Here is a 26,533-nt window from a genome sequence, read left to right as displayed (position 1 = left end):
ACGATACGGGACGGACGGGTTTCCCTTCACTCCACGACGAAGCACGGGTGACGCCATGATCCTCGGAAAGCTCTGGAACGCCATCGCCGCCCAGTTCAACAAGCTCGCCAACGCGGTCCGGGGCTACGACCCGATCGCCGAGATGCAGCTGGAATACGACCGTTCGGTGGAGCAGCTCAAGGAGGGTCGGGAGGGCCTGGCCCAGTATCGCGCCCTGGTCGAGCGGGTGCAGCGCCAGGTCGACAACCACTCCAAGGTGGTCGCCACCCTGGAGGCCAAGGTCAAGGCGTTCCTCAACGCCGGCGACCGCGAGGGGGCCGCCAAGTTCGCCCTGGACCTCCGCCGCGCCAAGGAGGACATGTCCGAGAACGAGAAGCAGCTCGGCCTCCATGAGCAGGCGTATCAGAACAATTTGCTGAAGATCAAGCACGCCGTCGAGAAGCTGGAGTCGGTCAAGCACAAGATCACCAAGTACGACGCCGACCTCAAGATGAGCCGGGCCGAGGCCGAGCTGTCGCAGATCGCCACCCAGTTCAACTTCAACGTCACCACCGATTTCGGCCAGGCCGAGCAGATCATCCAGGACCAGATCGACCGCAATCGGGGCCGGGTCCGCGTGGCGGCCGACCTGTCGGGCGAAGGGGTCGAGGACATCAAGCACGAGATGGCGATCGAGAAGAACCTCGCCGAGGACGCGCTTCGCGATTTCGAGAAGGAGAACGGCCTGGCGACCCCCGAGACCGTGGGCGCCGGCCCGGCCGACAAGCAGCTGGGCCCCGCGGCCCGGACCAAGCAGCTCGAGCCGCTCCCCGAGCTTCCCTGAGCCGATCGGACCCGGCCCGGCCCCGAAATTCCTCCCCCATCGAGGCACGAACCCGTGAGCACCGATCCCTCGGCCGTCGAGACCGTCGCGCCGGCCCTGCTGAATCCGGAGAAGGCGGCCGTGGTCCCCGCGTGGTTCCCCAACTGGGCGCGGGAGCTGGCCGAGCAGTTCTATGCCGGGGCGAGCTGCCTGTTCGTGCTCCACGGCAACGTCCACGACCTCGTCCCCCAGTCCGGCGACGCCCCGACGACGTACGGGAGCGTCGCCGACTTCCTCACGTCCCAGCTCTTCGGGAACTGGGACGTCGTCCTCCGGCACGACCTCAGCCACGGCCTCCGGGTCTTCGCCGGGGCCGACGGCGAGCGCCTGCGGAAGATGATCGGCCGCCTCTCCGAGCGGATCGGCGAGCCCAAGACTTGGCCCCGCGACCCGGACGCGATCCTCGACCTTCTGGACCGGCTCATCCAATCGAACCTGATGCAGGACGACCCGGCCAAGCGGCTGAGCCTAGCCGTGGTGTTCGACCACGCCCAGTACCTCGCTCCGTCGAGCGAGCTGGCGCAGCTCTCGGGGCCGCTGGGCTCGCGGCTGGTCCGGCTCCTCTCGTGGGCCCAGAACCCGTACATCAAGCGCAACAACATGGCCTTCTGCCTGATGTCGGACCAGCTCGCCGAGGTGAACGAGCGGCTGGTGGGCAGCCCGCACGTCGCCGCCCTGAACGTCCCGATGCCCGACGCCCCGCAGCGGCGGGCGTTCGCCGAGTGGTTCGACGGCCGCGACGGCAAGCTCGGGAACCTCACCGACTTCAGCCCGGAGCAGTTAGCCGACCTCACCAGCGGCCTCAACCTCGTCAGCCTGGAACGCCTGCTGGTCCTCGCCGAGAGGGCCCACGCGAAGCTCGACGCCGACAGCCTCAAGAAGCTCAAGAAGGGGCTCATCGAACGCCAGGCTCGCGGGCTGGTGGAGTTCGTCGAGCCGCCGCACACGATGGACGACTTCGTCGGCAACGACGGCGTCAAGGAGCGGCTCATCGAGGACGCCAAGCTGCTGGCCAAGGGCCGCCTCGACGCCGCGCCGATGGGCTACCTGATCTGCGGGCCGGTGGGGACCGGCAAGACCTACCTGGCCGAGTGCTTCGCCGGCTCGGTCGGCGTCCCGTGCGTCAAGCTCCGGAACTTCCGCTCCAAATACGTCGGCGAGACCGAGGGGAACCTGGAACAGCTCCTCTCGGTGCTCCGCGCGATGGGCCCGGTCGTGGTGGTGATCGATGAGGCCGACGCGGCGCTCGGCAACCGCGAGGGTGGCGGCGATTCGGGCACGTCGAGCCGGGTCTTCTCGATGATCGCCAGCCAGATGGGGGACACCCGCTATCGCGGCAAGCTCATCTGGATGCTCCTCACGAGCCGCCCCGACCTGCTCCCCATCGACCTCAAACGACAGGGGAGGGCGGAGGTCCACCTCCCGCTGTTCAACCCGCCCGACGACGACGAGGTCCGCGAGATGTTCCTCGCCATGGCCCGCAAGAACAAGTTCCGGATGGAGCCCTCGCTCCTGCCCGAGGGCTTGTCCAAGCGCGGCTACAGCGGGGCCGACATCGAGGGCATCGTCCTCTCGGCCAAGCGATTCGCCCTCACCCAGGATCGCGAGCAGGCGACGGCCGAGGACCTGAAGCGGGCGCTCGACGACTTCGTCCCCTCCGCCCAGGGGCTGGAGAAGGAGAAGCAGGAGCTGGCCGCCGTGCTCGAATGCACTTCCAAATCATTCCTCCCCGAGGCGTGGAGGAAGCGGTTGGAAAAGCCCGACGCGCGGGCCGAACTCCAGGAACGCATGGCCGCCATCCGGCGCGTCATCGAGGAATAACAGAACGGAACGGAGCGAGACTCGATGTCCAAATCCAAGACCCGCACGCCCTGGCTCGACGACGAGGGCGACTCCACGATGGTCCACGAGTACGCCGCCCAGCTGGGCGGTTTCATGGACGCCATGGCCGACGGCAAGGTCGAGAAGCACGAACTTCAGTCCCAGGAGGCCCGGGTTGTCGAGCTGATGAAGAAGATCGAGCCCCAGCTCGACCCGGACCTCCACGAAGACGTGACCCGGCTGCTCTGCGAGCTGTCCGCCTACAACATCATGCACACCTTCCACAGCCTGCTCGACGCCGCCCCGAAGACCAAGTTCCGGGGATGACGCCGACCGTTCGCCCCGATGCTCACTCCCACGACTCGTCGAAGAACCCATCCGCGACGACCTCCTCATCGGGGTCGATGCGGAACACGGCGAAATCGGCGAGGTGGGGGTAGAGCAGGGCGTTCGTCCCGCGATACTCCTTCTCCCCGAACGTGTGGCCCGAGTTGAAGACGACGTATCGCAGCGGGTTGCGGGGGTTGGCCTGGATCAGGGCGGGGGCGTGGCCCGCGGGATAGGTGGCACCTCGGAGTATCAATTCCGAGGCGGTCCACGAGACGCCGATCGCGGGCGCCAGCTTCCGGATCCAGGCGTTCGAGCCGGGGTCGCCGAACAGGATCAGGTTGTGGGTCTCGATGTCCCGCTCGGTGACCTCGACGTCGTCCTTCACGATCAGCCGCCCTCGCATCCAGCGCTCCCATTCCTCGGCGAACCGCCCAAGCCGGGCCTCCGCCCACTTCTGGACGCGCGGGTCGTTCGGCGTTCCGCTCCCCCGGACGCACAGGAACGGGCCGGTGAAGGCGTCGTCGATCGGCCCCTGGACGCCCGGGTGCTTCGCGCGATCCGCGTTCGCCTCGATCGCGCGGGCCTGGCCGGCGTCGAGCCTCTCCCAGCCTTGGCCCCCTTTCCGGAAGGCGACCTCGGGGGCCTCGCCGGGCGAATCCCGGAGTGGGAACTCGCGGCCGTCGAGGTGGACCTTCGCCGCCGCGCTTCGGGACACGGTCAGGACGGCGACATTGCTCGTCGCGACGTCCGCCACGTCGCCCGCCAGGTCGGCGTCGAGCGTGGTCCGGGCGTAGTGCTCGCCGAGGCGCTGGATCTTGAGCCAGCCGGACTCGGGGTATTTCAGGGTGTAGGTGACGAACCTGATGCGCGAGGGGAGCGGGTCGGTCCCCTTCGCGGCCCGCTCGTCGTGGAAGGCCCTCAGCAGGCTCGCGCTCGCCTTGTCGATCGCGTGGCCCATGTCCTTGCCGACGATCCGGCGGAAGTCGAGGCCCTCGGCGGTCGTCACCAGTCCCTCGGTCTTCATGACGACGCCCTGGGCCTGCAGCGCCCCCAGGATGTTCAGCGAGGCCTGGGCCTGCGAGTCCTTCTCGCCGCCGTAGCCGGCGATGGGGACGTTGAAGGCGTTGCGGGCGTAATCGACCGCGTCATAGATCCGCAGGAGCTTGCGGGTGGTCTCGGAAGGATCCCGCAGCTTGGCGTAGCGGATCGTCTCGGTGAACCCCGCGCCGGCCTCGACGGACGACCACCGACTCGGGTGGTGCAAGCCCAGGTGCCAGGCACCCGCGCCCCCCATGGAGAAGCCTCGTAACACGACGCGGCGTTCGTCGACCCGGTAGTTCCGCCGGACGGCCTCGACGGCCTCGAAGACGTCCGCCTCGCCGGCCCAGCGATAGGCGTTGTTGCCTCGCCCGTAGACGTGGAGCACGAGGCCGGTCTGCCCCTCCGGCGCGGGCTTGCCGTCGTGGGCGTCGAAGAATCGGACTTCGCTGATCCGACCGTCGCGGCCGTGCAGGACCACGTCGAGCCGATGCGGGCCCGCGCCCGCCGCGGCCGGAGGCACGAGGACCGCATAAGGCTGGACGGAACCGTCGAGTCGTGAGCGATAGCCTCGGACCACGCCGCCCGCCGCCTCGGCCCAGGGAGCCCGGCCCTCGGAGAGGGACTTCGCCCGTTCCAGCCCCTTGTCCAGCATCTTCAGCGTCCGGGCCGGGTCGCGGAGGTCGAAGAACTCGTCGTGGCGCAGGGCCCACTCGGCCGCCTTCCGCGCGATTTCGACGTCGGCCACCATGTCGGCGTTGCGGTCCGCCAGAGAGCCCAGCGCTTCCCCCAGCTCGGCGGTCCTGGCCGCGATCGCCTCACGCTCGGCCTCCGTCGGCCGGATCGGCCCGGGCTCCTTCGTCGCCTGCCAACCCCAGGCTGTCCCGGCCACGACCAGGGCCCACGCCCAACCCGCCACGATCGCTGTCCGTCTCATCACGATCTTCCGCCTCGCTGGATAGGACCTTTTGACGCTCCTCACGCAACTCCACCCAGATGCGAGGGAAGATCTTCGGGGGCCACGGGTTCGGAGACCGCATGGACCGCCCGGGGATCTCGGCGACGGCGCGGGAGCGGCCCGACGCCGATCCACGGATTCGCAGAACCCGGGGACCCCGGTTCGGCCCTCTCGAAGTTCTGGTTTCGGTGGAGTCGGGTGAGGAGTGTCGCTTTTTTGTATGCGGTTTCCGGCCGAGCGAAGGAGGATTCTAACCCGACGGCCCGTCGAACGCCCGGCGCCTGCGATCTAGCGAAGGCCCTCCGAACTGGCTTCGATTGGGTTCGTTCGTTCGATGCCGATTTGGCTTCTTGCAATTGTAAGGTGTTTTGTGGTTGGTGCTTGCGGGTGTGATGATGCACCCGGAGATTGGGTTCGTTCGGCGAAAAAGCCACATATCGCCGCGTCGGATCGGTGAGGGATGCGGCGGTTTTCTCCGGGCCGTGGCGCACGATGCCCCAGCCTTTACCATGGACCGGGATCGCGAGATGGGGAGGCTTGACGCGCCCGGCGCTCCGATCCGTCGCGACGATCAATACTCGATCACGATCACGTCGTGGATGTCGTCCACGACGGCCGACACGCCGGCGGCGTCGAGGGTCACGATCGAGGCGGGCTTGCCCGCCCGAGCCAGCCGGGGCGGGGCGTCCAGGACGATCCGGGCGCGGTACGTCGGGGCGTCCTCGATGAGGCCGGGGATGACGAAGGGCCGGTTCGCGGGGGGCGTGGTCGTCGGCGACGGCGCGCCGGCGATGAGGTGGACGCGGAGGGTCCGGGAGCTTGGCTCGTCGGTGACGACCAATTCCACGAAGGTCGGCGCCGACACGCGGACGCGCGGGCTCGGATGGAGCAGCCGGACGGCGTTGGCCAGCAGCTTCCGCGCCTCGACGATCGGGTGTTCGCCTGCCGTGGCGGCGTCGGGCGAGCCCGCGAAGGTCAACACCCGTCCTCGTCCCACGTCGTGGATCAGGACGGCCGGGCCCACGGCCTCCCCCGCGCTCATCGGCCACAAGGTCCCTTCCTTCCCCTGCTTCTGGCGGACCGTTCGGTGCGGCGCGTGGAGCCTGCCGACGGGCACCGCCGTCGTGGCCTCGTAGACGACGGCCGGCCCCTCGACGAGGAACGGCCAGTCCGGTTCGAGGCCGTCGATCATCGGCGGGGTCGCGTCGCCGGGGAACCGCATGTGGACGTCTTCCTCGTCGAGCCGGCGGACGAGCCGGCCGCCGATCAGGCCTTCCATCGACGAATCCTCGCGAGGCTCCCCGCGCCAGCCCAGGACCCCGGTCCATCCGGTGACGATCAGCCGACCGCCGGCCTCGACGTAGGCCCGGAACCGCGCGACCTCCTCGTCCGACAGGACCGCGACGTTGGGGAGGATCACCACGGGGAAAGCCGCCAGCGACTCGGCCGTCGCGTTCTCGTCGAGGGCGACGCCCCAGGGGATGTGCTCCAGTACCAGCGCCCGATGCGCGCCCTGGAACGCGCGGAAGGCGCGGGCCGGCTTCTCGCGCCCGTACCAGTCGCGGGTGCGCGAGGAGAAGTAGATCCCGACGTCCCGCACCGGCGTGCCCGCCAGGTCGGCCTGGCCGGCCCGGGCCTCGCGGAAGGCCTCGCCGATGCGGCGGTAAGCGACCGGGTCGAGCGCGCCGTCGTAGCCCGTCTTGTCCACCATCGTCACGAACGCGCCGTGGGCCAGGAGCGTGGAAAGCTCCCAGCGGATGTCGTTCAGCGGCCGGGTCGTCTGGTCGTGGTACATCCTCACCCCGCGCTGGATGGCGACCTGGAAAGGCCGACCCGGCGTCGCGGCGCGGTAGAACTCGGCGTTGAGGCCCACGCCCAGCGTGCTGAACCCCCAGACGCCGGTCTCCCCGGTCAGGAAGTCGCCGTTGCCGCCGTGCTGCACCGGACGCTGGCCGACTTCGAAGGAGAAGGGCGGGTTGCCGTGGTAGTTGAAGTCCACCGTCGCCTCGGGCTTGAGGTCCTTGACGTGGCGGTAGAGTTCGCGTTCAAACCGCCGGCTGGTCTCGTATCGAAAGGCGAGCATGCGATCCCAGGACTCGTCCCAGGTCGGGCCGGAGGGGGGGGCGGAGCCGTACTCGGCTTCGAAGAGCTTGCGGCAGGCGTCGCACCAGCAGCCGTAGGGGGTGCCGAAGCCCTGGTCGAGCATGTCGACGTGGAAGCCGTCGATCCCGTAGGCGAGCATCTCGCCGGTCAGGGCCTTGAGCGTCTCCAGGTAGCCCGAGTTGAGGCAGAAGCGGCCGGGGATCGCGGCGCCGTCGGCGGCGCGCATCGCGAACTCGGGATGCTCGGCCAGGTAACGTCCACCCTGCTGGACGACGCAGTAGGCGATCACGGGCAGGCCGTGGCGAGCCGCCTCGTCGACGGTCTCGCGGAGCACGTCGCGGTTGTCGAGGCCGGGGCACTTGGCGACCACCTTGGAGTCGTAGTAGGCGTACTCGCCGTCGCGCGCCCAGATGACCACGTATTCGGCGTCCGCCTCCACGCAGCGGCGGACGACCTCGCGGCCGTTGAACCGCGCCGCGTAGCCCACGTCGGACGGGTCCGAGCCGAACTGCGAGCCGGTGGGTCCCACCTCGATCCCGAGGAGCGTCCGCCGATACCAGGGCGAGGGCTCGCCGCCGATCGCCGCCGCGCCGGTGGAGACGAAGAAGGCGAGGGCCGCCGTCCGAAGGTCGCGGGTTCGCATCGGGAGATCCCTGGGTTGGGGGCTGCGGGAGCGGACGGCGCGATTACAGCCCGACGGGCCGTCGAAATCAAGCGGCCCGAGCCGCGGCGGGATCGGGAGGCGGCTCGTGAACGTCCCGCCGATGAGGAAATACGGAGATGTCCCCGACCCCGGCGGGCCCCTTGACCGCGGCGGGGGGCGACCTACGATGGGAGCGAGGTCGGACGGTCCGGAGGCCCGAGCAGGGCCGTCGCCGGGCTCGAAACCGAGGGTCGCGGCGGGCGTCGGTTCGCGGCCGTCTCCAGGGCCGAAGCGGACCCGCTCGTGGAAATGATCCTCGGGTCCGATCGGCCACCAGGAGACGCCGATGAAGATCGACCGCGCCCGAATCGTGGTCCTCGCCCTGGCCCTCGCGTCGGCCCCGACCGCGACCCTCGCGGCCGACGACGAGACCGATCGCGACCTGAAGGCCCTGCAAGGGACCTGGACGCGCACCTCGCCCGAAGGGGTGGAGACGACCTACTCCTTCGAAGGCAAGACGCTCAAGATCGAGGCCCCGTCCCGGTCGTACACCATGGAGATCGCCCTCGACCCCGCCGCCAAACCCGAGAAGACCCTGGACTTCAAGATCGTCGAGGGTCCGGAAGACGCCAAGGGGAAGACCTCGCCGGGCATCTACAAGTTCGAGGGCGACGACACGCTGGTGTTCTGTTTCCGGCCCCAGGGCGATCGTCCCGCCAAGTTCGAGCAGGTGGGATTCGAGCAATTCCTCACCGTCCTGAAGCGCAAGCCGAAGGCCGAGGAGCCGAAGGCCCTCGAGCCGAAGGACGCCGACGCCCCGCTCCCCGAAGGCTGGCCCGACGCGACCAAACCCGGGGCGATCGAGGTCAAGCGGTATCCGGCCTACCGGAGCGCCGTGAACCGGTCGAAGGAGGGGATGGATCGGCTGTTCATGCCCCTGTTCTTCCACATCACCCAGCGGAAGATCGCCATGACCGCGCCGGTGGTCATGACCTACGACCCCGAGGCGGCCGGGGCCGACGCCGACGGCAGGGGCGCGAAGGGCGAGGCCGCGATGGAATTCCTCTACCGCAGCCCGACGCAGGGCGAGGCCGGCAAGGGCCTGGGCCCGGTGGAGGTGGAGGATCGGCCCGAGACGACCGTGGTCAGCCTGGGCCTCCAGGGTCGGACGAACGACGCCCGGTTCCGCGAGGGGATCGCCAGCCTCCGCGCCTGGCTGGGCGAGCACAAGGCCGAGTGGGTCGAGGCGGGTCCCCCGAGGCTCCTGGGCTACCACGGCCCCATGACGCCGAACGCTCGTCAACTTTACGAGGTGCAGATCCCCGTCCGCCCCGCGTCGGAGGCGAAGTGACCCGTCGACGCACGTCTTGAGGGCGGGTCGGCCGGCGATCGCCTCTTGACCGGGAGGCGACGGTCTCCGCATCCTTGGTGCCTTGGACCTCGTCGTCCGGGATCGAAGCCGGGCGGCGAGGGGAAGGCTGGTCGATCCGCCCCGAGCCTCGGACTCCTCCCTGATCTGGGCGGGAGGCGAGGCGGCCGGTCGGATCGGAGACGCGAGCGGAGGACGGGTCGTGGTTTCGGCTGAACAGGACGGGTCCGGCCATTCGCACTCGGGGGCGGGCTTCTTCACCCGGATGCGCGAGGCGACGGGCACGGTCTACGGGGACATCGGCACGTCCGTCCTCTACACCCTGATGGAGATCACCCGCGAGACGGTCTCGCTGAAGCACCACGCGCACGGCGAGGAGCTGACGAAGCTGCTCGAACCCGGGGGCGACCTCGTCTCGGCGGGCGAGGTCCTGGGCGGGCTCAGCCTGGTCTTCTGGGCGCTCATCTTCCTGACGATCAAGTACGACCTGATCATCATGAAGGCCGACAACCACGGCGAGGGGGGGACCTTCGCCCTCTGGGGCCTGCTCAAGGGAGCCGCCGCGAAGGTCGTGGGCCTCGGCTTCATCGGCTACCTCGTCGTCGCGGCCGCCGGACTGCTGGCGGCCGACGGCGTGATCACCCCGCCGATCAGCATGCTGGGCGCCTACGAGCCGCTCGGCGAGAGCCTGGCGGTCGCCGCGACGATCGTCAGCCTTTTCGTCCTGTTCAAGCCGCAATGGCGCGGGACCAGCCAGGTCGGGGGCCTTTTCGGCTGGTTCATGGTGCTCGTCTGGTTCCCCTGGATCGCCGTGAAGGGGGCGCCCTGGATCCTGGAGCGGCCCGAGGTCTTCCTCGCGTTCAACCCGTTGTACGCGATCCGATTCCTGGCCGACTTCCCGGGCGTCGGGTTCCTGGTCATCCTCGGCGTGGTGGTGCTGGCGATCACGGGGGGCGAGGCCAAGTACGCGGACATCGGCCACTTCGCCAGGCGGGGGGAGAGCCAGGTCGGCGAGGGTCAGAGCGTCGACCCGCGCGACTCCGGCCGACGCCCCGTCATGTACTCGTGGCTGGTCCTCGTCTTCCCCTGCCTGATCCTCAACTACGCGGGGCAGGCGGGCTATCTGCTGTCCAGGGGGGTGCCGCCGCGTGCGAACACCTTCTACGCCCTGACCCCGAAGACCGGCGACGGCGACATGGACGCCCTCATCCTGGGCGTGGACATGGTGATCTCGGCCATCGCAGCGTTCATCGCCTCGCAGGCCCTGATCACGGGGATGTTCTCGATCGTGAAGCAGGCGATCGCGATGGGGTTCTGCCCCCGGTTCGCCGTCTTCTTCACGAGCCGCGAGGCGGAAGGTCAGGTGTACATCCCGGCGATCAACTGGGCGATGTTCGTCGGCTGCGTCGCGATCACGCTGATCTTCCGGACGTCGGGGAACCTGGCGGCGGCCTACGGCATCGCGGTCACCGGGACGATGGGGATCACCACGCTCACCTTCGGCTACGTCGCCCACTACCGATGGGGATGGAGCGTCGCCAAGGCGACGGCGATCTGTGCGCCGATCCTAGCGGTGGACCTGCTGTTCTTCGTCAGCAACCTGATGAAGTTCACCCACGGCGGCTACTACCCGGTCGCCATCGCCGCCGCGCTCGTCGCGGTCATGCTGACCTGGCAGTGGGGCCGGGGCGAGCTGGCGCGGGCGTTCTACGCCTTCGGCGTGCAGGGGGGCAAGAAGATGGGCTGGCTCGTCGCCCTCCGCGAGAAGGTCGACGAGATCCAGCTCTCGATCCAGGAGAACCTGCCGCTGGCGAGGACCCTCGTGCAGGGCCGCCGGCGGCTGGTGGAGACCGATCGCGCGTTCGTCTTCCTCTGCTCGCGGCCGATCCACGACCTGAACGAGTACGTGCCGGTCTCGCTCCGCGTCTTCCTCAAGAAGTACGGCGTGCTCCCCGCCCACATCACGCTCTTCCACGTCAAGCAACTGACCGTGGCCGAGGGCGAGAAGGGCGCCAACCGGTTCCAGGTGTACGACCTGGGCCGGAACATCGTCTCCATCTCCGCGACCTACGGCTACATGGAGCAGCCCGACATCCGCGGCGCGCTCCGCGAGCTGCAGGTCCGGGGCGAGATCAACATCCCCTCCGATCGCTGGATCATCGAGTCCGGCGAGGAGGAGATCATCACGGGCGACGACCTGCCCCTGTTCCGGATGCTCCGGATCCACTTCTTCCGGTTCATCCTCCGCCTGTCCACGCCGGCCCACAAGTTCCTCGGGCTGGGCTACGACGCCGGGGTCTCCAAGGAGATCATCCCGGTCGTCTTCAGCAGGGAAGGGGTCAAGGTCACCCTCCCCGAGCTGGAGATCAACGAGCCCGAGCCCTCGCCGATCGTCTCCATGCCCTGAACGGGCCGCGAGACGGCGGCGGCCGGACGGCACCGCATTCGCTCCCCCTCCTGCGGACGAGCGCGGGATGAACGAAACGGGCGAGGTGGGAGGATCGATGTCGAATTCGCTCTGGAGCCGGCTGCAAGCGTGGCGGAAGCTGGGCAAGGCCCGGCCGCGTAATGAGGACCCCGAGGACGTCGGGGGGCGCCAGGCGGAGCGCTTCCTCGACGCGCTGGTGGGGTCCCATTTCCACTTCAAGGACGCGGACCTGTACCCGAACAAGCGGGTGCCGGCCGGGCGTCGCCGCCGCGAGATCGACCTGATCGTCGTCACGCCGACGCGGATCCACGTCATCGAGGTCAAGAACTGGTCCGGTACGCTCGCCCGCGAAGGCGACCGATGGGTGCAGACGAACCGGAGCGGCCGGCGCATCGAGCACCCCGACCTCGTCGCCGACAACCGCGACAAGAACCTCGCCCTCGTCGACTACCTGAACGCAAAGGGCGCCGGTCTCGACCCCCGCCAGGCCGGGACCTACCTGGCGAACAAGGTCGTCTTCATGAACCCGAGGCTGACCATCGCGACCCCGGCGATCCGCGAGAATCCCGACGTGCTGGAGTACGCCCGGCTCCAATCCTACCTGAAGGCCCAGAAGCGCTCGACCTTCGGCCAGGCCGTGCTGGCGTCCGTGGCCGAATGGTGCCTGGGCGCCGAAGGCTCCGGGGCGTTCATCGAGGGGCGACTGGGACGGCTGCCGCCCGAGAAGGTCCGCGCGATCACCGAGGCGGTGGACGAGCTGGCCACCTGGGACTCGCTCGGCTTCCTGGGGACGAAGGTCCTCAACGGCGACCTGCTCGCCCTCCGCGTGGGGGGCGAGGAATACCGCGGCGACGACCTCGGCCGTCGGACGACGATCCGGGTCCGCTGGACGCGCAACCGGTGGCTCGGCCTCTTCAAGGCGCTCACAGGGCTGGGGAAGCTCGGGAAAGTCGACCTGCCCGGGCGTCGCGGACTGGCTCTCGACCCGGCCGACACGGTCCTCTTCCACGCCGTGGGCGACCCCCAGCCCAGCAGTCTCCCCCTGATCGAGATCGACCGGATCGTCCTCGGCTGACGCGGCGTCGGCGGCCTCAGCGGGCGAGAGCCCGCTGGGTTCTGGGAGGGATGGGCGTTTCTTTTTCCTCCCAGTCCAGCCGGACCCATTCGTCGGATCGATCGCTCCGGTACGGAAAACGACGCCGGGCGTCGGGAACACGTTGCCGCCGAACATCTGTGCGCGGTAGCCTGCCGCACGTCGTCACATCATTCGAATCGGCAGGCCTTGAAATTTTGAAGGGACGGTCGGCCATGACGCCGCTCCGCATCGCCCTCTTCGCGCCTCTACTCCTTCTGGCCGCCGGATCGCCCGGGCGGGCGGCCATGATCTTCACCGCGACCCTCACCCACGACCAGGAGACGACCCAGGGGACGCTCGTGACGTCCACCGGCGATCCGAGGCCGCTCTCCTACGGCACGGCCACGCTCGTCCTGAACGACGCCCGGACGGAGCTGTCGCTCAGCGTGACGATCTTCAATATCGACGTCACCGGGTCGCAGACCGCCGACTCGAACGACAACCTCCTCGCCGCCCACATCCACGTCGGGGCTGGGCCCGGCTCCAACGCGCCGGTCCGCTGGGGATTCTTCGGCGCGCCCGACAACGACGTCAACCCGGACGACCTGGTGGTCAGCCCGTTCGTCTCCGGGGTCGGCGGGACCTTCACCAGCGTCTGGAACCTGCCCGAAGGGAACGCGGGCACGACGCTGACTTCCAATCTGCCCGCGATCCTGGACGGGCTCTCGTACCTCAACTTCCACACGGTCCAGTTCCCGGGCGGTGAGATCCGGGGCCAGATCCTGGCGGTTCCGGAGCCCACGAGCCTGGCCTTGATGGGCATCGGGCTCGCGGGCCTCGGCGGCCTCGCCGTCCGCCGTCGAAGCGCCTCCTGACGGCGCCACGCCCGGGGAACTCTCACGGAGCCTCGCCCGTCAACCGACCGGCGGGGCTCTCGCCTGCGCATTGAACTCGCCGCGGCCTTCGGATTATCCTTTGGGTCCCCGTCCGTGGTCCCTCGCGACCGATTCGGGCGATTCCGGGTCCCAGGAAGCAGCCTCATGCCTCTCGATGAATCCGCCGGCGGGAAGCCCGCCGACGCCCCGGCCCGCCGCAAGCCTTCGATCCTCGACCGCGAACGCACGATCGCCCCGCCGGGCTTCAATCGCTGGCTGATCCCGCCGGCCGCGATGGCCGTCCACCTGTGCATCGGCGAGGTCTACGGGTTCAGCGTCTTCAACGTGCCGCTGACCCGTCTAATCGGGATCGAGTCGTCCGTCGAGGGGCGGGATTGGACGATCCCCCAGGTCGGTTGGTGCTACTCGATCGCCCTGATCATGCTGGGGCTGTCGGCGGCGGTCCTGGGCCGATGGGTGGAGCGGGCGGGGCCGAGGCGGACGATCGTCGCGAGCGCGGTGTGCTTCTGCGGGGGCCTGGCGATCTCCGGACTGGCGGTGAAGCTGCACAGCCTGCCGCTGCTCTACGTGGGATACGGGATCGTCGGCGGGGTGGGGCTGGGGCTCGGCTACATCGCACCCGTCTCCACGCTGGTGAAGTGGTTCCCCGACCGGCCCGGCATGGCGACCGGCCTGGCGATCATGGGCTTCGGCGGCGGCGCGCTCGTCGGGGCCCCGCTCGGCGTGGAGCTGATGAGCCGGTTCAAATCGGCCTCCTCGACGGGCGTGATGGAAACCTTCCTGGTGATGGCCCTCGCCTACCTGGCCTTCATGCTGTTCGGGGCGTTCACGATCCGGGTCCCGGCGCCGGGGTGGCGGCCGGAAGGTTACGTCCCGACCGCGAGGCCGAAGCGGCTGGTCACTCACGCCGACGTGTCGCTGGACCACGCCTGGCGGACGCCCCAGTTCTGGCTGCTCTGGATGGTGCTCTGCCTGAACGTCACGGCGGGGATCGGGATCCTGGGCCAGGCCTCGCTGATCTGCCAGGACATGTTCGGCGTCTCGGCGGCGGTGGGGGGCGGGTTCGCGGGCCTGCTCAGCCTGTCGAACATGGGGGGAAGGTTCCTCTGGTCGTCGGCCTCGGACTACCTGGGCCGGAAGGGCGTCTACGTCGTCTTCTTCCTGCTCGGGGCCGTGCTCTACGCCCTCTTGCCGACGATCCAGCGCCAGCAGAGCGTGGCCCTGTTCGTCATGGCGACGGCCCTGATCATCTCGATGTACGGCGGCGGGTTCGCCACGACCCCCGCATACCTCCGCGACCTGTTCGGCTCGATGCACCTGGGCGCCATCCACGGCCGGTTGATCACGGCCTGGTCGATGGCGGCGGTGGTCGGCCCGCAGCTCGTCAACTACATCTCGACGTACCGCATCGAGCGCGGCGTCCCGAGGGCCGAGGCGTACAACGCCACCATGTACCTGATGTCCGGCCTGCTCCTCGTCGGCCTGGCCTGCAACCTCCTCATCCGGCCGGTCGACGAGCGATTCCACCACGACGCGACGAACCCCACGTCCTGATCGACCGCCCCATCCTCGACTCGGGAACGAACCATGGAACCGACCCCGAAGCCGTCCTCGCCGCTCCGCGTCGCCCTCTCGTGGCTCGTCGTCCTGGTCCCTCTGGGCTGGGGCGTGGTGCAGAGCGTGATGAAGTCGCTGCCGCTGTTCCGGGGGTGAGCGACCCAGGATCGCGGCGGCCCCGCCGCTTCCCTGCTAGACGGTGCCCAAGGCGACCCTCCCAAGCTCCGCCTCCGCGAGCAAGCCTCGCAACTTGACGCTCAAGCTTTCTGGCGTCGCCTCGTCGATATTCACCAGGGCCAGCTTGGGGCCGTTGCCGGCCGCCGAGATCGCGTCGGCGCTGATCGGCAGGACGACCAGCCGTGGGCCGGAGTGGAATCGGTTCCAGGATTCGCTCGACCCGTCGTCGCGGACCAGCTCCACGCTGGGCGGCGCGGACTGTCCGGCGAACAGGAGCGTTCCGTGGCCCGACGCGTCCGTCGCGTCGGGCATCAGGATCTTGGCGGGGAAGGGTTAGCCTCGCCATCGCCCGACAGAAGGTGGGGTAATCCCGCCACGACCTTCCGGGCGCCAGGATGTAGCCGCCGTCGGCCGCATCGAGCGGGAGTCCGCGTTCCACGCCGTTGACCTTGAAGGGGACGAAGACCGATTTCGATCGAGCGATCCCGTAGTGGACTTCCAGGGCTCCCGGTTCCTTGAGATGGAGGATGAACAGTCCCACCTGCCGCAGCAGACGCCGCTTGACCGCGGCGACGGCCCGAGACCTGAGCGAAAGCCCCGGCCTATGTCGAACGCCACGAGCCGAGCCCGGCCGGACGGGGCGAGCGTCCGTAGCGCGCAAAGCAAGAACAACAGCCCCGTGGACTGGTTGAAGAAGATCGCATCGCTCCGGAAGCCTTCGCGATAGAGCCGCAAAGCCCCCGCAAGGACGCGCAGGGGGCCGCGGGGCCGGGAGTCGAACGGAACGATCTGGAGCTCGGCCCCTCGTGAGCGCGTCGGCAGGTCGGGCAGGTCCGATAGGACACGAAATGCTCAGTCCTGTGCCCAGGAATCGGCTTCAACCGCCGTCACGGAACGCGAGGTCCTTGGCCTTAGTTCGCACTCGGGATCTTTCATGGTGTGAAACCGCCCCTTTTTCCTGCGGTCCAGCACGCTGCAGGACGCAGTATCGAGCCATTCGAATTGTCGGGTAAGGGTCGCGATCGGAATGTTTCCAAACTTCGACACGAGATGAGCTGCTTGCGCCTGGGAACCGTCTCGCGAATCGAGATCCGAACCGGGCTGCAGGGGCCTCAGGATTCCGCGACGAGAAGCGTTGCGAAGGCTGGCCGATGTCCTGCAAGATCCCCCATGTCACATCTCGCGTTTCTCCAAGATACTCCGACGCCCGGCGCGGCATGTCGACCGAGGTCCCAGCGGACGGACGCTTCAAGCGGGCGGGATCGCGTTTCGGGCGGCGAACGACCTGTCGAGAATGGGGGATCCGGGTCGAGTGGCCGCCGGCTGAGAGACGGTCGCAGCCGAAGCTTCTGCGGCGTATGATGGAACACCTGCGCCGCGGCGATGAACGGGACGAAACGGGTTTGGGCGAGGGGGTCAGCGGATGAGATATCACGTCGGGGGATCGCTCGCGACGGCGGCGTTCGCCGTTTCGGTCACTGTCTCCGGGGCGGCCGACGATCGGCTGAAGCCGGGGTTGGAGGCGATCCAGGCGGATGGCCTGCTGAAGCAGATCCAGGTGCTTGCGTCCGACGAGTTCGAGGGCCGCGGCCCCGGCACGCCGGGCGAGGAGAAGACCGCGGCTTATCTCATCGACCAGTTCAAGGCGATGGGGCTCAAGCCGGGGAATCCCGACGGCACATATGAGCAGGCCGTCCCGCTGGTCGGCTTCCAGGCGACCGAGGTCAAGGGGGCCTTCCAGGCTCCGAACGGGGAGCTGGCGTTGGAGTTCCCCAGGACGTTCGTCGCGGTCTCGCGGCGGCTGGCGCCCGAGGTCAAGGTGGAGAACTCGGACGCCGTGTTCGTCGGCTACGGGGTCGTCGCGCCGGAGTACGGCTGGGACGACTTCAAGGGGGTCGACGTCCGGGGCAAGACCCTCATCATGCTCGTCAACGACCCGGCAATCCCCGACCCCAAGGACCCGAACGGGCTCGACCCGGCGATGTTCAAGGGGAAGGCGATGACCTACTACGGGCGCTGGACCTACAAGTACGAGATCGCCGCCGAGAAGGGGGCCGCCGCCGCCATCCTGATCCACGAGGAAGGCCCGGCCGGCTACCCGTTCGCCGTCGTCCAGGGGAGCTGGAGCCGCGAGAACTTCGGGATCGACGAGCCCGAGCAGGAAGGCGTCCCGCCACGCCCGGCCGTTGAGGGCTGGATCGACGTCGACACCGCCGGCAAGCTGATGCAGGCCTGCGGCCAGGACCTCGCGGCGCTCAAGAAGGCGGCCCTAGCCCGCGACTTCCAGCCCGTCCCGCTCAACGCCAAGGCCGAGTTCGCCATCAAGACCGACCTCCGCAAGGTCCGCTCTCGCAACCTCGTCGCCCGGGTCGACGGGGCCGATCCGTTCGTCAAGGACGAGATGGTCGTCTACACCGCGCATTGGGATCACCTCGGCCGCGACGCCAAGGCGGAAGGGGACCAGATCTACAACGGCGCGATCGACAACGCCTCGGGCGTGGCCACCGTGCTGGAGATCGCCCGGGCCTACACCAAGCTCCGGCCGCCGACGAGGCGGTCCGCCCTCTTTCTGTTCGTCACCGCCGAGGAGAAGGGCCTGCTGGGCTCCAAGTACTACGCCAGCCACCCGCTCTACCCGCTGGAGAAGACCCTGGCGAACATCAACATCGACGGCATCAACGCCTGGGGCCCGACGTCGGACGTCATCAGCATCGGCATGGGCCAGTCCGACCTGGATGACCGGCTGATCGAGGCCGCCAAGGGGCAGGGCCGCGTGGTGAAGCCCGACGCCGAGCCGGAGAAGGGGGCGTACTACCGATCCGACCACTTCGAGTTCGCCAAGAAGGGGGTCCCGGCGCTCGATCCCGAAGGGGGTCGCGAGTTCATCGGCAAGCCGCCGGAATACGGCAAGCAGAAGCAGGACGAGTACACCGAGAAGGACTATCACAAGCCCAGCGACCAGGTCAAACCCGACTGGGACCTCTCGGGCGCGGTGCAGGACGCTCGGCTGATCTTCGAGGTCGGCGTCCGCGTCGGCGACGGCGATCGCTGGCCCGAGTGGCGGGCCGACAGCGAGTTCCGGGCCCGTCGCGAGGCCATGCTCAAGGCGACCAAGCCCTGATGGACGGTTCCAACACCCGCCGGGTCGCCGCGGGGTGCGGTGCCCTGGCCCTGATCCTCGTCGGCGCCTGGGCCGATCACGCGTTCGGCTGGATCACGCCCGCGTTCGACTTCGTCGCCCACCAGTTCTACGAGGTGCCGATGCTGGCGCGCGTCCGCCGGCCGTCGCAGCTCGTCCTGGTGCGCTGGCACCTGGCGATCGGCGCGACGCTGGCGGCCGTCGCGCTGATCGCTTCACCCCGGCTCGGTCGCGAGGCGAGGCTCGCGACGGCGATCTTCCTCGTCGCCTACGCGATCCGCGCCGGGGCCTGGATCTGCGGGGGGAACGTGCCGCTCGTCCCGGGCGACAGCAGCCACTACCTGGAGGTCGCGACCTCGGTCTATCGAGGCGAGGGGCCGGTCAAGCACTACGTCGAGAGCTTCTTCAACGACTACCCGCGCATCCGCGCCAACCAGGGGGTGCTCGACGACTGGGCCACCCCGCTCGACGCCTACGTCCGCGCGGCGGTCTACAGGCTGGTCGGCGTGGTCCCCGGCGAGTCGTTCGAGGCGACCGTGGCCGTGGGGAAGGGGACGAGCTTCGTCATCAACTTGCTGGCCCTCCCCGCGCTCTACGGCCTGGCCCGGCGCCGGTTCGGGCCGAGGGTCGCGCTCGTCTCGCTGGCGATCCTCGCCGTGCTCCCCGTCCACGCGATCTACGCGGGCTTCGTGCTGCGCGAGAGCCTCGTCGCCCTGACGGCGATCCTGGCCGTCTGGACGATCGTCGAGGCCTGGAACGCGTCGCGAGGGCGCACGGCCCTGGCCTGGACGCTCGCGGCGGGCGTCTGCGGCGGGCTGGCGATCCTGGCGCGAAACACGGGGCTGGCGCTCGTCGCCGCTTCGGGGCTGCACGCGCTCCTCCGGATGCGACGCCGGCCGCTCTTGATCCTGCTCTGGGCGGGCCTGATCGCGCTGATGATCGCGCCGTGGGCGCTGGCGACTCTGAACGAGTACGGGCGGCCCTTCTACTCGTATACGAACTTGTTCGAGTACAACTTCTCGTGGACCGTGCACCACTACGAGCAGGGGAACACGAAGCCCTCGCAGTTCTACACCTGGGCCAACGCCCCCGAGATCGTCCGGGTGAAAGTGAAGTCGCTGATCATCATCGGCTTCTACTCGACGATGATCGTCGGGCTGCCGTTCGCGGCGTCGTACCTGTACCGTCTCCGGAAGGCGGGACGCGAAGAACCGGGTCGCGACGTGGACTGGCTGTCGGCGACGATCTTCGCCGTGTTCGTCGCGGCGACGGTCAAGAGCATCGCCGACGTCACGCAGGTCGCGCAGCTCGCCCGGTACTACCTGCCGGTCTACCTGGTGATGATCCCGACGGCCGCGGCGGGAGTCGTCCGCTGGGTCGAGCAGCTCAAGGTCGATCGTCGCGCCTTCGCCTGGCTGGGCGCGACCTACGTCGCGCTCCTCTGGGCCGACCCGACCTGGGCCTACGACGCCTCGTGGTTCTCCAAGCCTTATCAGCTCCACTGGCCCGCCTTAAGGGAGGCCGGCGACTGGATCAAGGAGCATCCCGAAGCCGTCCCGCCCGAGGCCCGAGTCATGACCTGGTTTCCCTGGGAGATGCGAGTCGCGGCCGACCGGCCGACCGTCCTCATGCCCCGCAACTACAGCGCGGTGCGAATCGAGGAAGTGGCTCGCCAGTACGGCGTCACGCACATCCTCTGGGGTTCGTTCGAGCCCCCCGAGCACGTCGACCCCGAGACCTGGGGCCCCTACCTCGATCAGGTGCGGACGTCGCTCGGTGTGACCCCGGCGAAGGAGTTATTCCGGTCGTCGCGAGGGTCGATGTACCCGGTCCGGCTTTATCGAATTCGATAGGCGAATCGTCGTCGATGGACGATAGGTCTCTACCCCTGGAGCCGCGAGATGTCCGAGGTCGAGCGCACGACACGCGAATCGATCGCCCGTCACGGCTGGCACGTCATCAAGGTGCCGGATGACGCCGAAGGGCCTGGCTTCGCTTACAACATCGGATTTCATATGACGTTCGACCATCCGGAGGTCATCGTCTTCGGCCTCGATCTGGACATCATGCACCGAATGATCAACAACCTCGGATTCGAGCTGAGGGCCGGCGCGCGATTCGGGCCGGGGGATCGCTGTTCCGAAGTCCTCGAGACGTGCGAGGTCGCATTTCAGGCCGTCGCGCGTCGGCACTATGATGAGTACTTCGGGTTCGGGATCCGTATTCAGGGCGAAGCGTTCGAGGCCATCCAGATGTGCTGGCCGGACGCAAGGGGTCGATTCCCCTGGGAGTCGGGCTTCTCCTCGGCAGGCGGGATCGAACTGCCGAGGCTCGACGTCGACTGAGGTCGGGCTGATCTTTACGAGCCGCAAGCCCCGGGGCTCTCCGCGATATGCGCAAGTCGATTTTGATCCTGCTCGCCATCCTGGCCTTCGACGTCTGGTACCGCTCGCACACCTTCGGGCCGACGGTCGTCGACGCCACCGGAATGCGATTGTGGCCGGCGGCGGTCGGGCCGTCGGAGCCGCTGGACTGCGACGAGGCGATCTACGCGCACATGGGGCGGCGGATCCTGGCAGGGGACGTGCTGTATCGGGACCTGACCGAGAACAAGCCGCCGCTTGGCTACTGGCTCTACGCCACGCCGATCGCGATCCTCGGCTACAACGAGACGGCGATCCGGCTGTTCCCGATCCCCTACGTCCTGGCGACCATCGCGATCGTCTGGTGGATCGGCGTGCGGCTTTCGGGGCCTCTGGCGGGGGGCCTGGCGGCGTTCCTGTTCGCCGTCCTGAGCACCGATCCCTACCTGTTCGGTAATGGGTCGAACCTCGAACATCTCATGAACTTCTTCGCCATCGCCTCGCTCGGGCTGATGATCCGGGGCTGGGAACGCGGCGGGACCTGGCCCTTCGTCCTGGCCGGGGTCACGATCGGGGCGGCGACGCTGGTGAAACAGGTCGCCATCCTGCCCTTCGGCGTCTACCTGGCGGCGTTGGTGCTGAGGCCGATGGGCTCGCGATGGAAATCGCTGGGGGCGATCAGCCTGGGCCTCTTGGGGACGCTCGGGGCTGCGGCCCTGGTCCTGGTCGCGCAGGGGGCGGGTGTCTCGGCTTATGACGACATCGTCCGGTTCGGTCGGGCGATGGCCACCGACCTGCCGCCGGAGCCGGGCGCGCCGTCCGGGTGGGTCCGCTGGCTGACGGGAAACGCCGATCCCCAGGGGGCCTTGCCCTGGCCCTTCGGGAAGACGGCCTATCTCGTCTGGTGGGCGGGCGGGAGCTGGCCCGCCTGGGTGGCGTTGTTCCCCTGCCTAGCCCACGTCGCGTTCGCCCCGACGACCTCGGCGACGCGGCGGCTGCTCGCGGCCTGGACGGCGGCGACGATGGCCGAGGTCGTCCTCCCCGGCATGTACTGGCCCCATTACTATCTGCTGGCGACGCCCGGCCTGGCGCTGGCGATGGCGATCACCGGGGCCGACTGCCTGGCCGGGCTGCGGGCGAAGGTCAGGCCGTCGGACCTCGCCGGCGCGGGCGTGGTCGTGCTGGCGACCCTCGGCACACTGTACCTCCAGACTCGCGACTATCTGCTCTGCCCGCCGCAGGAGCTGACCACCCGCTACAAGGGGGGAGGGCAGTGGGTGGTGCTGCGCGAGCTGGGCCGCGAGCTGGATCGTCGCAAGGTCGTGTTCGAGAATCCCGGCCTGTTCGTCTGGGGCTGGCAGAGCCCCTTGTTCTTCTACGGCAGGCTCGACCAGGCCAGCCGGCACCTCTTCACCGACAACCTCCTGCGCGACTACGCGGACAAGCCGCACCCGCTGATCACGCCTCGCGTGGCCGAGATCCTCGAAGACCTGAAGGCGAAGCGGCCCCCGCTGATCTTCGTCGGGTATCCGCCGTTCCCCGCGCTCCGGTCGTTCCTGATCGAGGGCTACCTTCCGTCGCGACTGGTGCCGACCGGTAACGGCCTGGGGCTGTGGGTTGCGAAGGACCATTACGCCGCGTTCGAGAACTTCGACGGCCCCGGCACGGCGGGCCCGCTCAAGGCGCTTGCGGGGCCGGCTGGGGGAGGCCCCGGGCCGGGTCGATGACCTGGGCGTAGCGGTCGCGGAGCCCGTCCATGATGGCGTCCCAGCTCTGAGATTCGGCGTAGGCCCGCGCGGCCGCCGCGAGTCGGAGACGCAGGTCGGCGTGGTCGACGAGGCGGAGGAGAGCGGCGGCGAAGGCGTCGGCCGGGGCGTCGGGGTCGACGAGGAGGCCGGTCTCGCCGTCGCGGACGATCTCGCCCACGCCCCCGGCGCGGAGGGCGACGACCGGCAGGCCGGACGCCATCGCTTCGAGCACGACGTTGCCGAACGTCTCCGTCGTGCTCGTGAACGCGAAGACGTCGCCCGCGGCGTAGTGGTCGGCCAGGTCGTCCCCCACGCGATAGCCCGCGAACCGCGCCGAGCCCTTCATCCGTGCTTCCAGCCCCTCGCGCGAGGGTCCGTCGCCGACGAACAGGATGCGGACCCTGGGCCGCCTCTCGGCGACGATCGCGAGGGCGTCGGCCAGGTACTCGACGTTCTTCTCGGGCGCGATCCGACTGACGTAGGTCAGGACCACGTCGTCGGGCTTCCAGCCGAACGCCCGGCGGACCGCGTCGCGGCCCGGGCGGTCGGGGCGGAAGAACGAGGCGTCGACCCCCCGGGGCCAGAGGACCAGGCGCTCGAAGCCCCGGCCCTCAAGCTGGGCGATGGTCGTTCTCGAGGGGACGTAGGTTTCGCGCGTCCGGTTGTGGAACCATCGCAGGTAGCGCCAGATCAGGGAGCGCGCCCAGCCGACGCCGTAGTGGGCGCTGTACTGGTCGAAGTTGGTGTGGAAGCTGGAGACGATCGGGATCGACCGCCGGCCGGCGAGGCGGAGGACGCTGAGGCCCAGGAACGCCTCGGTCGCGACGTGAATGACGTCGGGCTCGAAGGCGTCGATCGCGCGATGCGCCCGGCCGAAGGGGGGCAGGGGGAGCCGCAGCTCCTTGTAGAAGGGCATGCTGATCGACCAGACCCGGCAGGCGTCGGGCCGGTCGGGGCGGTCGCCGTAGTCGGGATAGACGATCTGCACGGCGTCGCCGTGCTCGCCGAGGCGGCGGACCAGCTCCCCCAGGGTGCGCGAGACGCCGTTCACCTGGGGGGGGAAGGTGTCGGTGACGAGGGTCACTCGCATCGGTCGATCTCTCATCGTCGAGAAGGAGTGCCGGGGGCGCGAGGGACGCCCCCGGCGCGATCGATCCGATGCCGATCGGCTCACATCTTGGAGATGACGGCCGTGGCGAACTCGCTGCACTTGACCTGCTTCGCGCCTTCCATCAGGCGGGCGAAGTCGTAGGTGACGGTCTTCTGCTCGATGGCCCCGTCCATGCCCTTGATGATCAGGTCGGCGGCCTCGTTCCAGCCCATGTAGCGGAGCATCATCTCGCCGGAGAGGATGACCGAGCCGGGGTTGACCTGGTCGAGGTCGGCGTACTTGGGGGCCGTGCCGTGGGTGGCTTCGAAGACGGCGTGGCCGGTCAGGTAGTTGATGTTGCCGCCCGGGGCGATGCCGATGCCGCCGACCTGCGCGGCCAGGGCGTCCGAGAGGTAGTCGCCGTTGAGGTTCATCGTGGCGATGACGTCGAAGTCGGTCGGCCGGGTGAGGATCTGCTGGAGCGTGATGTCGGCGATGGCGTCCTTGACGAGCAGTTTGCCGGCGTCGAGCGCGGCCTTCTGCTCGGCGTTGGCGGCGGCCTCGCCCTTGGCGGCCTTGGTGTGCTCCCACTGGTCCCAGGTGTAGGTCTTGTCGCCGAACTCGCGCTCGGCCAGCGCGTAGCCGTAGTTGCGGAACGCCCCCTCGGTGAACTTCATGATGTTCCCCTTGTGGACGAGCGTCAGGCTCTTGCGGCCGTTGGCCAGGGCGTACTCGATGGCCGACCGGATCAGCCGCTCGCTCCCCTCGCTGGAGATCGGCTTGACGCCGACGCCCGAGGTCTCGGGGAAGCGGATCTTCTTGTAAGAGCCCGGGAAGTTGTCCTTGATGAAGCCGATCAGCTTCTTGGCGTCGTCGCTGCCGGCCTCGAACTCGATGCCTGCATAGACGTCCTCGGTGTTCTCCCGAAAGATCACCATGTCGACCTTCTCGGGGTGCTTCACGGGCGAGGGGACGCCCTTGAACCAGCGCACCGGGCGGAGGCAGACGTAGAGGTCGAGCATCTGGCGGAGGGCCACGTTCAGCGAGCGGATGCCGCCGCCGATCGGCGTGGTCAGCGGCCCCTTGATGCCGACGAGGTAGTCGCGGAAGGCGTCGACGGTCTCGTCGGGCAGCCAGGTGTTCAGCAGGGAGTGGGCCTTGCCGCCGGCGTAGACCTCCATCCACTTGATCTGCTTCTTGCCGCCGTACGCCTTCTCGACGGCCGCGTCGAGGACGCGGACGCTGGCGCGCCAGATGTCGGGGCCGGTGCCGTCGCCCTCGATGAAGGGGATGATCGGGTGGTCCGGGACGGTCAGCCTGCCACCCTGGATCGTGATCTTCTCCCCACCCGCCGGAGCCTCGGCTTTCGGGCTCGCCATGAAACTCTCTCCTGACTCGTTCTCGTTGAGGACCGTCGGACGCGGCGACGCTTGCGCGCGTCTCGACTCATCGCGCTCCGCCGGGGGCCGTGGGGCCCGCGCGCGGCGAACGGGGACGGGGCCGTCGCGGCCCATCCGGCCGGTCGATCATGGCAGAATCGCCGAGAGGCGGCAAGGGCGGGGGCGTCAGGCCTCGGGGCGCTCAAACACGGCGACGCTCGCGGTGTAGCCGTGGATGAAGTTCTGGCCGCCGACCGGGCCCAGCTCGCCCATCGCGAAGAAACCCGCGACCGGGATCGGCCCCAGGATCTCGCGGATCACCGTGACGTCGTGGTTCGGGGCCCCGAACAGGCGGCTCCCCCGGCCGTTGCAGGTGAACAGCAGCGCCCCCGCCGGGACCCCCGCTCCGCCCCCCCGGGGCACGCGGGCCAGGCTCTCCCGCAGGTCCTCGTCGGCCGTCTCGGCGTCGCGGACGTGGAACTGGACCGTCTGCCCCACGCGGATCAGGTCGCTGATCTGCATCGAGCCCGACTCGTCGGCGCCGACCACGTTGCTGACCAGGAAGTCCCCCCGGTGGAACGACTCCTGGTACTCGTTGATCACCCGGCCGATGTGCAACCCCTCCTGGACCTTCTCCACGTCCTCCTGGGGGAGCGTCAGGAAGACCTCGCGGAGCGATTCGAGCGCCGGGCGGCGGCCCAACTCGCGGATGACGTTCTGCTCGGCCTTGGTGACGAGCATGGTGCGGCCGATCGGCCGGCAGCCCTGGCTCACCACCGTCCGGATCGCGATCGGCCCGGAAAGCCGCATGGCGACTGCGCCGTCGGTGTAGGCCTCCCCGTCGAGCAGGAGCCGGTTCGCCCCCGGCTCGGCCCCGCCGCTGGCCATCCCGCCGACGATCCGGAGCCCGGGATGGTGCTCGTTCGCCAGCTTGAGCAGGTCGTTGATCCCGAAGCTGAACGGGTCGGCCAGCAGGATCAGGGTCGATTCGGAGGGATTCTCCAGCGCGTCGAGCGAATGTCGGAGCGAGCCGCCGCCGGGGTCGAACCGCACGGCCTGGATCTCCACCCCGGGGCTGGTCAGCGACCAGACGGCCAGCGCCGGCTTCCCCTCGACCTCCTGGTCGTCCCCCGCCACCCCCTCGCCGGTGCAGCCGAGGACGTGCCGGGTGCGACCTTGCTCCAGGAACGCCTGCGAGAGCTTGCCCAGCACGCTTGCGTGATGGCGGGAGCTGAAGATCACGGTGAGGTCGGCCGGGGTCCCGTCCGGGTCGGCTTCCAGGCGCTCGAGGATCTGGTGGAACGCCGTGCTGGCGCTCCGGGCCGTGGAGAGGGCCGAGACGCATTTCATGGCCGCACCTGCCTGGAGTGAGGGCCCCGACGACCACGTCCGCCCCGCGAAACGGCCGGCGCGGCGGGGGTAGAGCCGGGACGACGATCCTGGGAGTCCGCATAAGCCGACTTCTCGCGACGCCGTCCACCCAATATAATCATTAGGGGGCGGACCCTCCACCGGAACAATCGCCGCCGAGGCGTCGAGGCCCAGAGGCCACCCCCC

19 protein-coding genes are annotated in these 26,533 nt (G+C 69.0%); 13 read left to right on the top strand and 6 right to left on the bottom strand.

Features of this window, described 5'->3' with window-relative positions; translation table 11 throughout:
* Positions 1-55: 55 nt before the first annotated feature.
* The 3 genes from G6O68_RS02460 to G6O68_RS02450 are packed head-to-tail and all read left to right on the top strand — an operon-like array spanning position 56 to position 3,010.
* The gene (locus tag G6O68_RS02460; RefSeq protein WP_165244387.1) at positions 56-823 is read left to right on the top strand and encodes a PspA/IM30 family protein; all 768 of its coding nucleotides are present in this window, start codon (positions 56-58) and stop codon (positions 821-823) included.
* A gap of 54 nt (positions 824-877) precedes the next feature.
* The gene (locus G6O68_RS02455) at positions 878-2,683 is read left to right on the top strand and encodes an ATP-binding protein (protein WP_165244385.1); all 1,806 of its coding nucleotides are present in this window, start codon (positions 878-880) and stop codon (positions 2,681-2,683) included.
* Positions 2,684-2,707: 24 nt separating this feature from the next.
* Positions 2,708-3,010 carry a hypothetical protein gene (locus G6O68_RS02450; RefSeq protein ID WP_165244383.1) on the top strand — a complete coding sequence of 101 codons (303 nt, stop codon included), beginning with the start codon at positions 2,708-2,710 and terminating at the stop codon, positions 3,008-3,010.
* A gap of 22 nt (positions 3,011-3,032) precedes the next feature.
* On the opposite strand, the gene G6O68_RS02445 is transcribed toward G6O68_RS02450, so the two are convergent.
* A complete protein-coding gene (locus tag G6O68_RS02445; protein ID WP_165244381.1) occupies positions 3,033-4,988 on the bottom strand; it encodes a prolyl oligopeptidase family serine peptidase in 1,956 nt (651 codons plus the stop codon).
* A gap of 592 nt (positions 4,989-5,580) precedes the next feature.
* Positions 5,581-7,755: a beta-galactosidase trimerization domain-containing protein gene (locus G6O68_RS33155; RefSeq protein ID WP_261345583.1), complete on the bottom strand. Its 2,175-nt coding sequence runs from the start codon at positions 7,753-7,755 to the stop codon at positions 5,581-5,583.
* Between the two features lie 346 nt (positions 7,756-8,101).
* Here G6O68_RS33155 and G6O68_RS02425 point away from each other — a divergent pair, with 346 nt between their 5' ends.
* The 6 genes from G6O68_RS02425 (at position 8,102) to G6O68_RS33150 (ending at position 15,236) form a co-directional block, all read left to right on the top strand.
* Positions 8,102-9,106: a heme-binding protein gene (locus G6O68_RS02425; protein WP_165244379.1), complete on the top strand. Its 1,005-nt coding sequence runs from the start codon at positions 8,102-8,104 to the stop codon at positions 9,104-9,106.
* Positions 9,107-9,326: 220 nt separating this feature from the next.
* Entirely contained in the window at positions 9,327-11,531 is a 2,205-nt protein-coding gene (locus G6O68_RS02420; protein ID WP_240910977.1) for a KUP/HAK/KT family potassium transporter, read from the top strand.
* Positions 11,532-11,598: 67 nt separating this feature from the next.
* The gene (locus G6O68_RS02415) at positions 11,599-12,627 is read left to right on the top strand and encodes a nuclease-related domain-containing protein (protein ID WP_165244377.1); all 1,029 of its coding nucleotides are present in this window, start codon (positions 11,599-11,601) and stop codon (positions 12,625-12,627) included.
* A gap of 233 nt (positions 12,628-12,860) precedes the next feature.
* Entirely contained in the window at positions 12,861-13,502 is a 642-nt protein-coding gene (locus G6O68_RS02410) for a CHRD domain-containing protein (RefSeq protein WP_165244375.1), read from the top strand.
* A gap of 165 nt (positions 13,503-13,667) precedes the next feature.
* Positions 13,668-15,077, top strand: a complete 1,410-nt coding sequence (locus G6O68_RS02405; RefSeq protein WP_165244373.1) for an L-lactate MFS transporter — start codon at positions 13,668-13,670, stop codon at positions 15,075-15,077.
* Between the two features lie 33 nt (positions 15,078-15,110).
* Positions 15,111-15,236 carry an MFS transporter small subunit gene (locus G6O68_RS33150; RefSeq protein ID WP_261345582.1) on the top strand — a complete coding sequence of 42 codons (126 nt, stop codon included), beginning with the start codon at positions 15,111-15,113 and terminating at the stop codon, positions 15,234-15,236.
* Between the two features lie 36 nt (positions 15,237-15,272).
* Here the strand turns inward: G6O68_RS33150 and G6O68_RS02400 are convergent, their stop codons facing one another.
* Complete coding sequence (locus tag G6O68_RS02400) at positions 15,273-15,569, bottom strand: hypothetical protein (protein ID WP_165244371.1); 297 nt, start codon at positions 15,567-15,569, stop codon at positions 15,273-15,275.
* A gap of 1,111 nt (positions 15,570-16,680) precedes the next feature.
* Between G6O68_RS02400 and G6O68_RS02395 the strand changes: the two genes are divergently transcribed.
* From G6O68_RS02395 to G6O68_RS02380, 4 genes are read left to right on the top strand one after another with little or no spacing between them, the layout of a single operon-like run.
* Positions 16,681-18,378, top strand: coding sequence for a M28 family metallopeptidase (locus G6O68_RS02395; protein ID WP_165244369.1), 1,698 nt, complete (start codon positions 16,681-16,683; stop codon positions 18,376-18,378).
* Positions 18,378-20,249, top strand: coding sequence for an ArnT family glycosyltransferase (locus G6O68_RS02390; RefSeq protein WP_165244367.1), 1,872 nt, complete (start codon positions 18,378-18,380; stop codon positions 20,247-20,249). Before G6O68_RS02395 ends, G6O68_RS02390 begins: the two co-directional genes overlap by 1 nt.
* Before the next feature lie 48 nt (positions 20,250-20,297).
* Complete coding sequence (locus tag G6O68_RS02385; RefSeq protein ID WP_165244365.1) at positions 20,298-20,741, top strand: DUF4262 domain-containing protein; 444 nt, start codon at positions 20,298-20,300, stop codon at positions 20,739-20,741.
* Positions 20,742-20,788: 47 nt separating this feature from the next.
* Positions 20,789-22,486, top strand: a complete 1,698-nt coding sequence (locus tag G6O68_RS02380; protein ID WP_165244363.1) for an ArnT family glycosyltransferase — start codon at positions 20,789-20,791, stop codon at positions 22,484-22,486.
* Here G6O68_RS02380 and G6O68_RS02375 read toward each other — a convergent pair.
* The 3 genes from G6O68_RS02375 to G6O68_RS02365 form a co-directional block, all read right to left on the bottom strand.
* Positions 22,437-23,597, bottom strand: a complete 1,161-nt coding sequence (locus G6O68_RS02375; RefSeq protein WP_165244360.1) for a glycosyltransferase family 4 protein — start codon at positions 23,595-23,597, stop codon at positions 22,437-22,439. The two genes, G6O68_RS02380 and G6O68_RS02375, sit on opposite strands and share 50 nt — an antisense overlap.
* Positions 23,598-23,677: 80 nt before the next feature.
* Positions 23,678-24,976, bottom strand: a complete 1,299-nt coding sequence (gene icd, locus G6O68_RS02370; RefSeq protein ID WP_165244358.1) for an NADP-dependent isocitrate dehydrogenase — start codon at positions 24,974-24,976, stop codon at positions 23,678-23,680.
* A gap of 186 nt (positions 24,977-25,162) precedes the next feature.
* Positions 25,163-26,326 carry an FIST signal transduction protein gene (locus G6O68_RS02365; RefSeq protein ID WP_165244356.1) on the bottom strand — a complete coding sequence of 388 codons (1,164 nt, stop codon included), beginning with the start codon at positions 26,324-26,326 and terminating at the stop codon, positions 25,163-25,165.
* Between the last annotated feature and the right edge of the window lie 207 nt (positions 26,327-26,533).

The organism is Paludisphaera soli, assembly GCF_011064595.1.
GTDB lineage: Bacteria > Planctomycetota > Planctomycetia > Isosphaerales > Isosphaeraceae > Paludisphaera > Paludisphaera soli.
The sequence above is the reverse complement of the archived record's forward strand: the minus strand, read 5'-3'. Positions and strand labels throughout refer to the sequence as shown.

What these genes read in the sequence shown, in the direction of transcription:
- G6O68_RS02410 (WP_165244375.1), top strand. Translation starts at nt 12,861, where the DNA reads ATGACGCCGCTCCGCATCGCCCTCTTCGCGCCTCTACTCCTTCTGGCC.
- G6O68_RS02415 (WP_165244377.1), top strand. Translation starts at nt 11,599, where the DNA reads ATGAACGAAACGGGCGAGGTGGGAGGATCGATGTCGAATTCGCTCTGG.
- icd (WP_165244358.1), bottom strand. Translation starts at nt 24,976, where the DNA reads ATGGCGAGCCCGAAAGCCGAGGCTCCGGCGGGTGGGGAGAAGATCACG.
- G6O68_RS02390 (WP_165244367.1), top strand. Translation starts at nt 18,378, where the DNA reads ATGGACGGTTCCAACACCCGCCGGGTCGCCGCGGGGTGCGGTGCCCTG.
- G6O68_RS33150 (WP_261345582.1), top strand. Translation starts at nt 15,111, where the DNA reads ATGGAACCGACCCCGAAGCCGTCCTCGCCGCTCCGCGTCGCCCTCTCG.
- G6O68_RS02450 (WP_165244383.1), top strand. Translation starts at nt 2,708, where the DNA reads ATGTCCAAATCCAAGACCCGCACGCCCTGGCTCGACGACGAGGGCGAC.
- G6O68_RS02375 (WP_165244360.1), bottom strand. Translation starts at nt 23,597, where the DNA reads ATGCGAGTGACCCTCGTCACCGACACCTTCCCCCCCCAGGTGAACGGC.
- G6O68_RS02425 (WP_165244379.1), top strand. Translation starts at nt 8,102, where the DNA reads ATGAAGATCGACCGCGCCCGAATCGTGGTCCTCGCCCTGGCCCTCGCG.
- G6O68_RS02405 (WP_165244373.1), top strand. Translation starts at nt 13,668, where the DNA reads ATGCCTCTCGATGAATCCGCCGGCGGGAAGCCCGCCGACGCCCCGGCC.
- G6O68_RS02400 (WP_165244371.1), bottom strand. Translation starts at nt 15,569, where the DNA reads ATGCCCGACGCGACGGACGCGTCGGGCCACGGAACGCTCCTGTTCGCC.
- G6O68_RS02380 (WP_165244363.1), top strand. Translation starts at nt 20,789, where the DNA reads ATGCGCAAGTCGATTTTGATCCTGCTCGCCATCCTGGCCTTCGACGTC.
- G6O68_RS02395 (WP_165244369.1), top strand. Translation starts at nt 16,681, where the DNA reads ATGAGATATCACGTCGGGGGATCGCTCGCGACGGCGGCGTTCGCCGTT.
- G6O68_RS02445 (WP_165244381.1), bottom strand. Translation starts at nt 4,988, where the DNA reads ATGAGACGGACAGCGATCGTGGCGGGTTGGGCGTGGGCCCTGGTCGTG.
- G6O68_RS02385 (WP_165244365.1), top strand. Translation starts at nt 20,298, where the DNA reads ATGTCCGAGGTCGAGCGCACGACACGCGAATCGATCGCCCGTCACGGC.
- G6O68_RS33155 (WP_261345583.1), bottom strand. Translation starts at nt 7,755, where the DNA reads ATGCGAACCCGCGACCTTCGGACGGCGGCCCTCGCCTTCTTCGTCTCC.
- G6O68_RS02460 (WP_165244387.1), top strand. Translation starts at nt 56, where the DNA reads ATGATCCTCGGAAAGCTCTGGAACGCCATCGCCGCCCAGTTCAACAAG.
- G6O68_RS02365 (WP_165244356.1), bottom strand. Translation starts at nt 26,326, where the DNA reads ATGAAATGCGTCTCGGCCCTCTCCACGGCCCGGAGCGCCAGCACGGCG.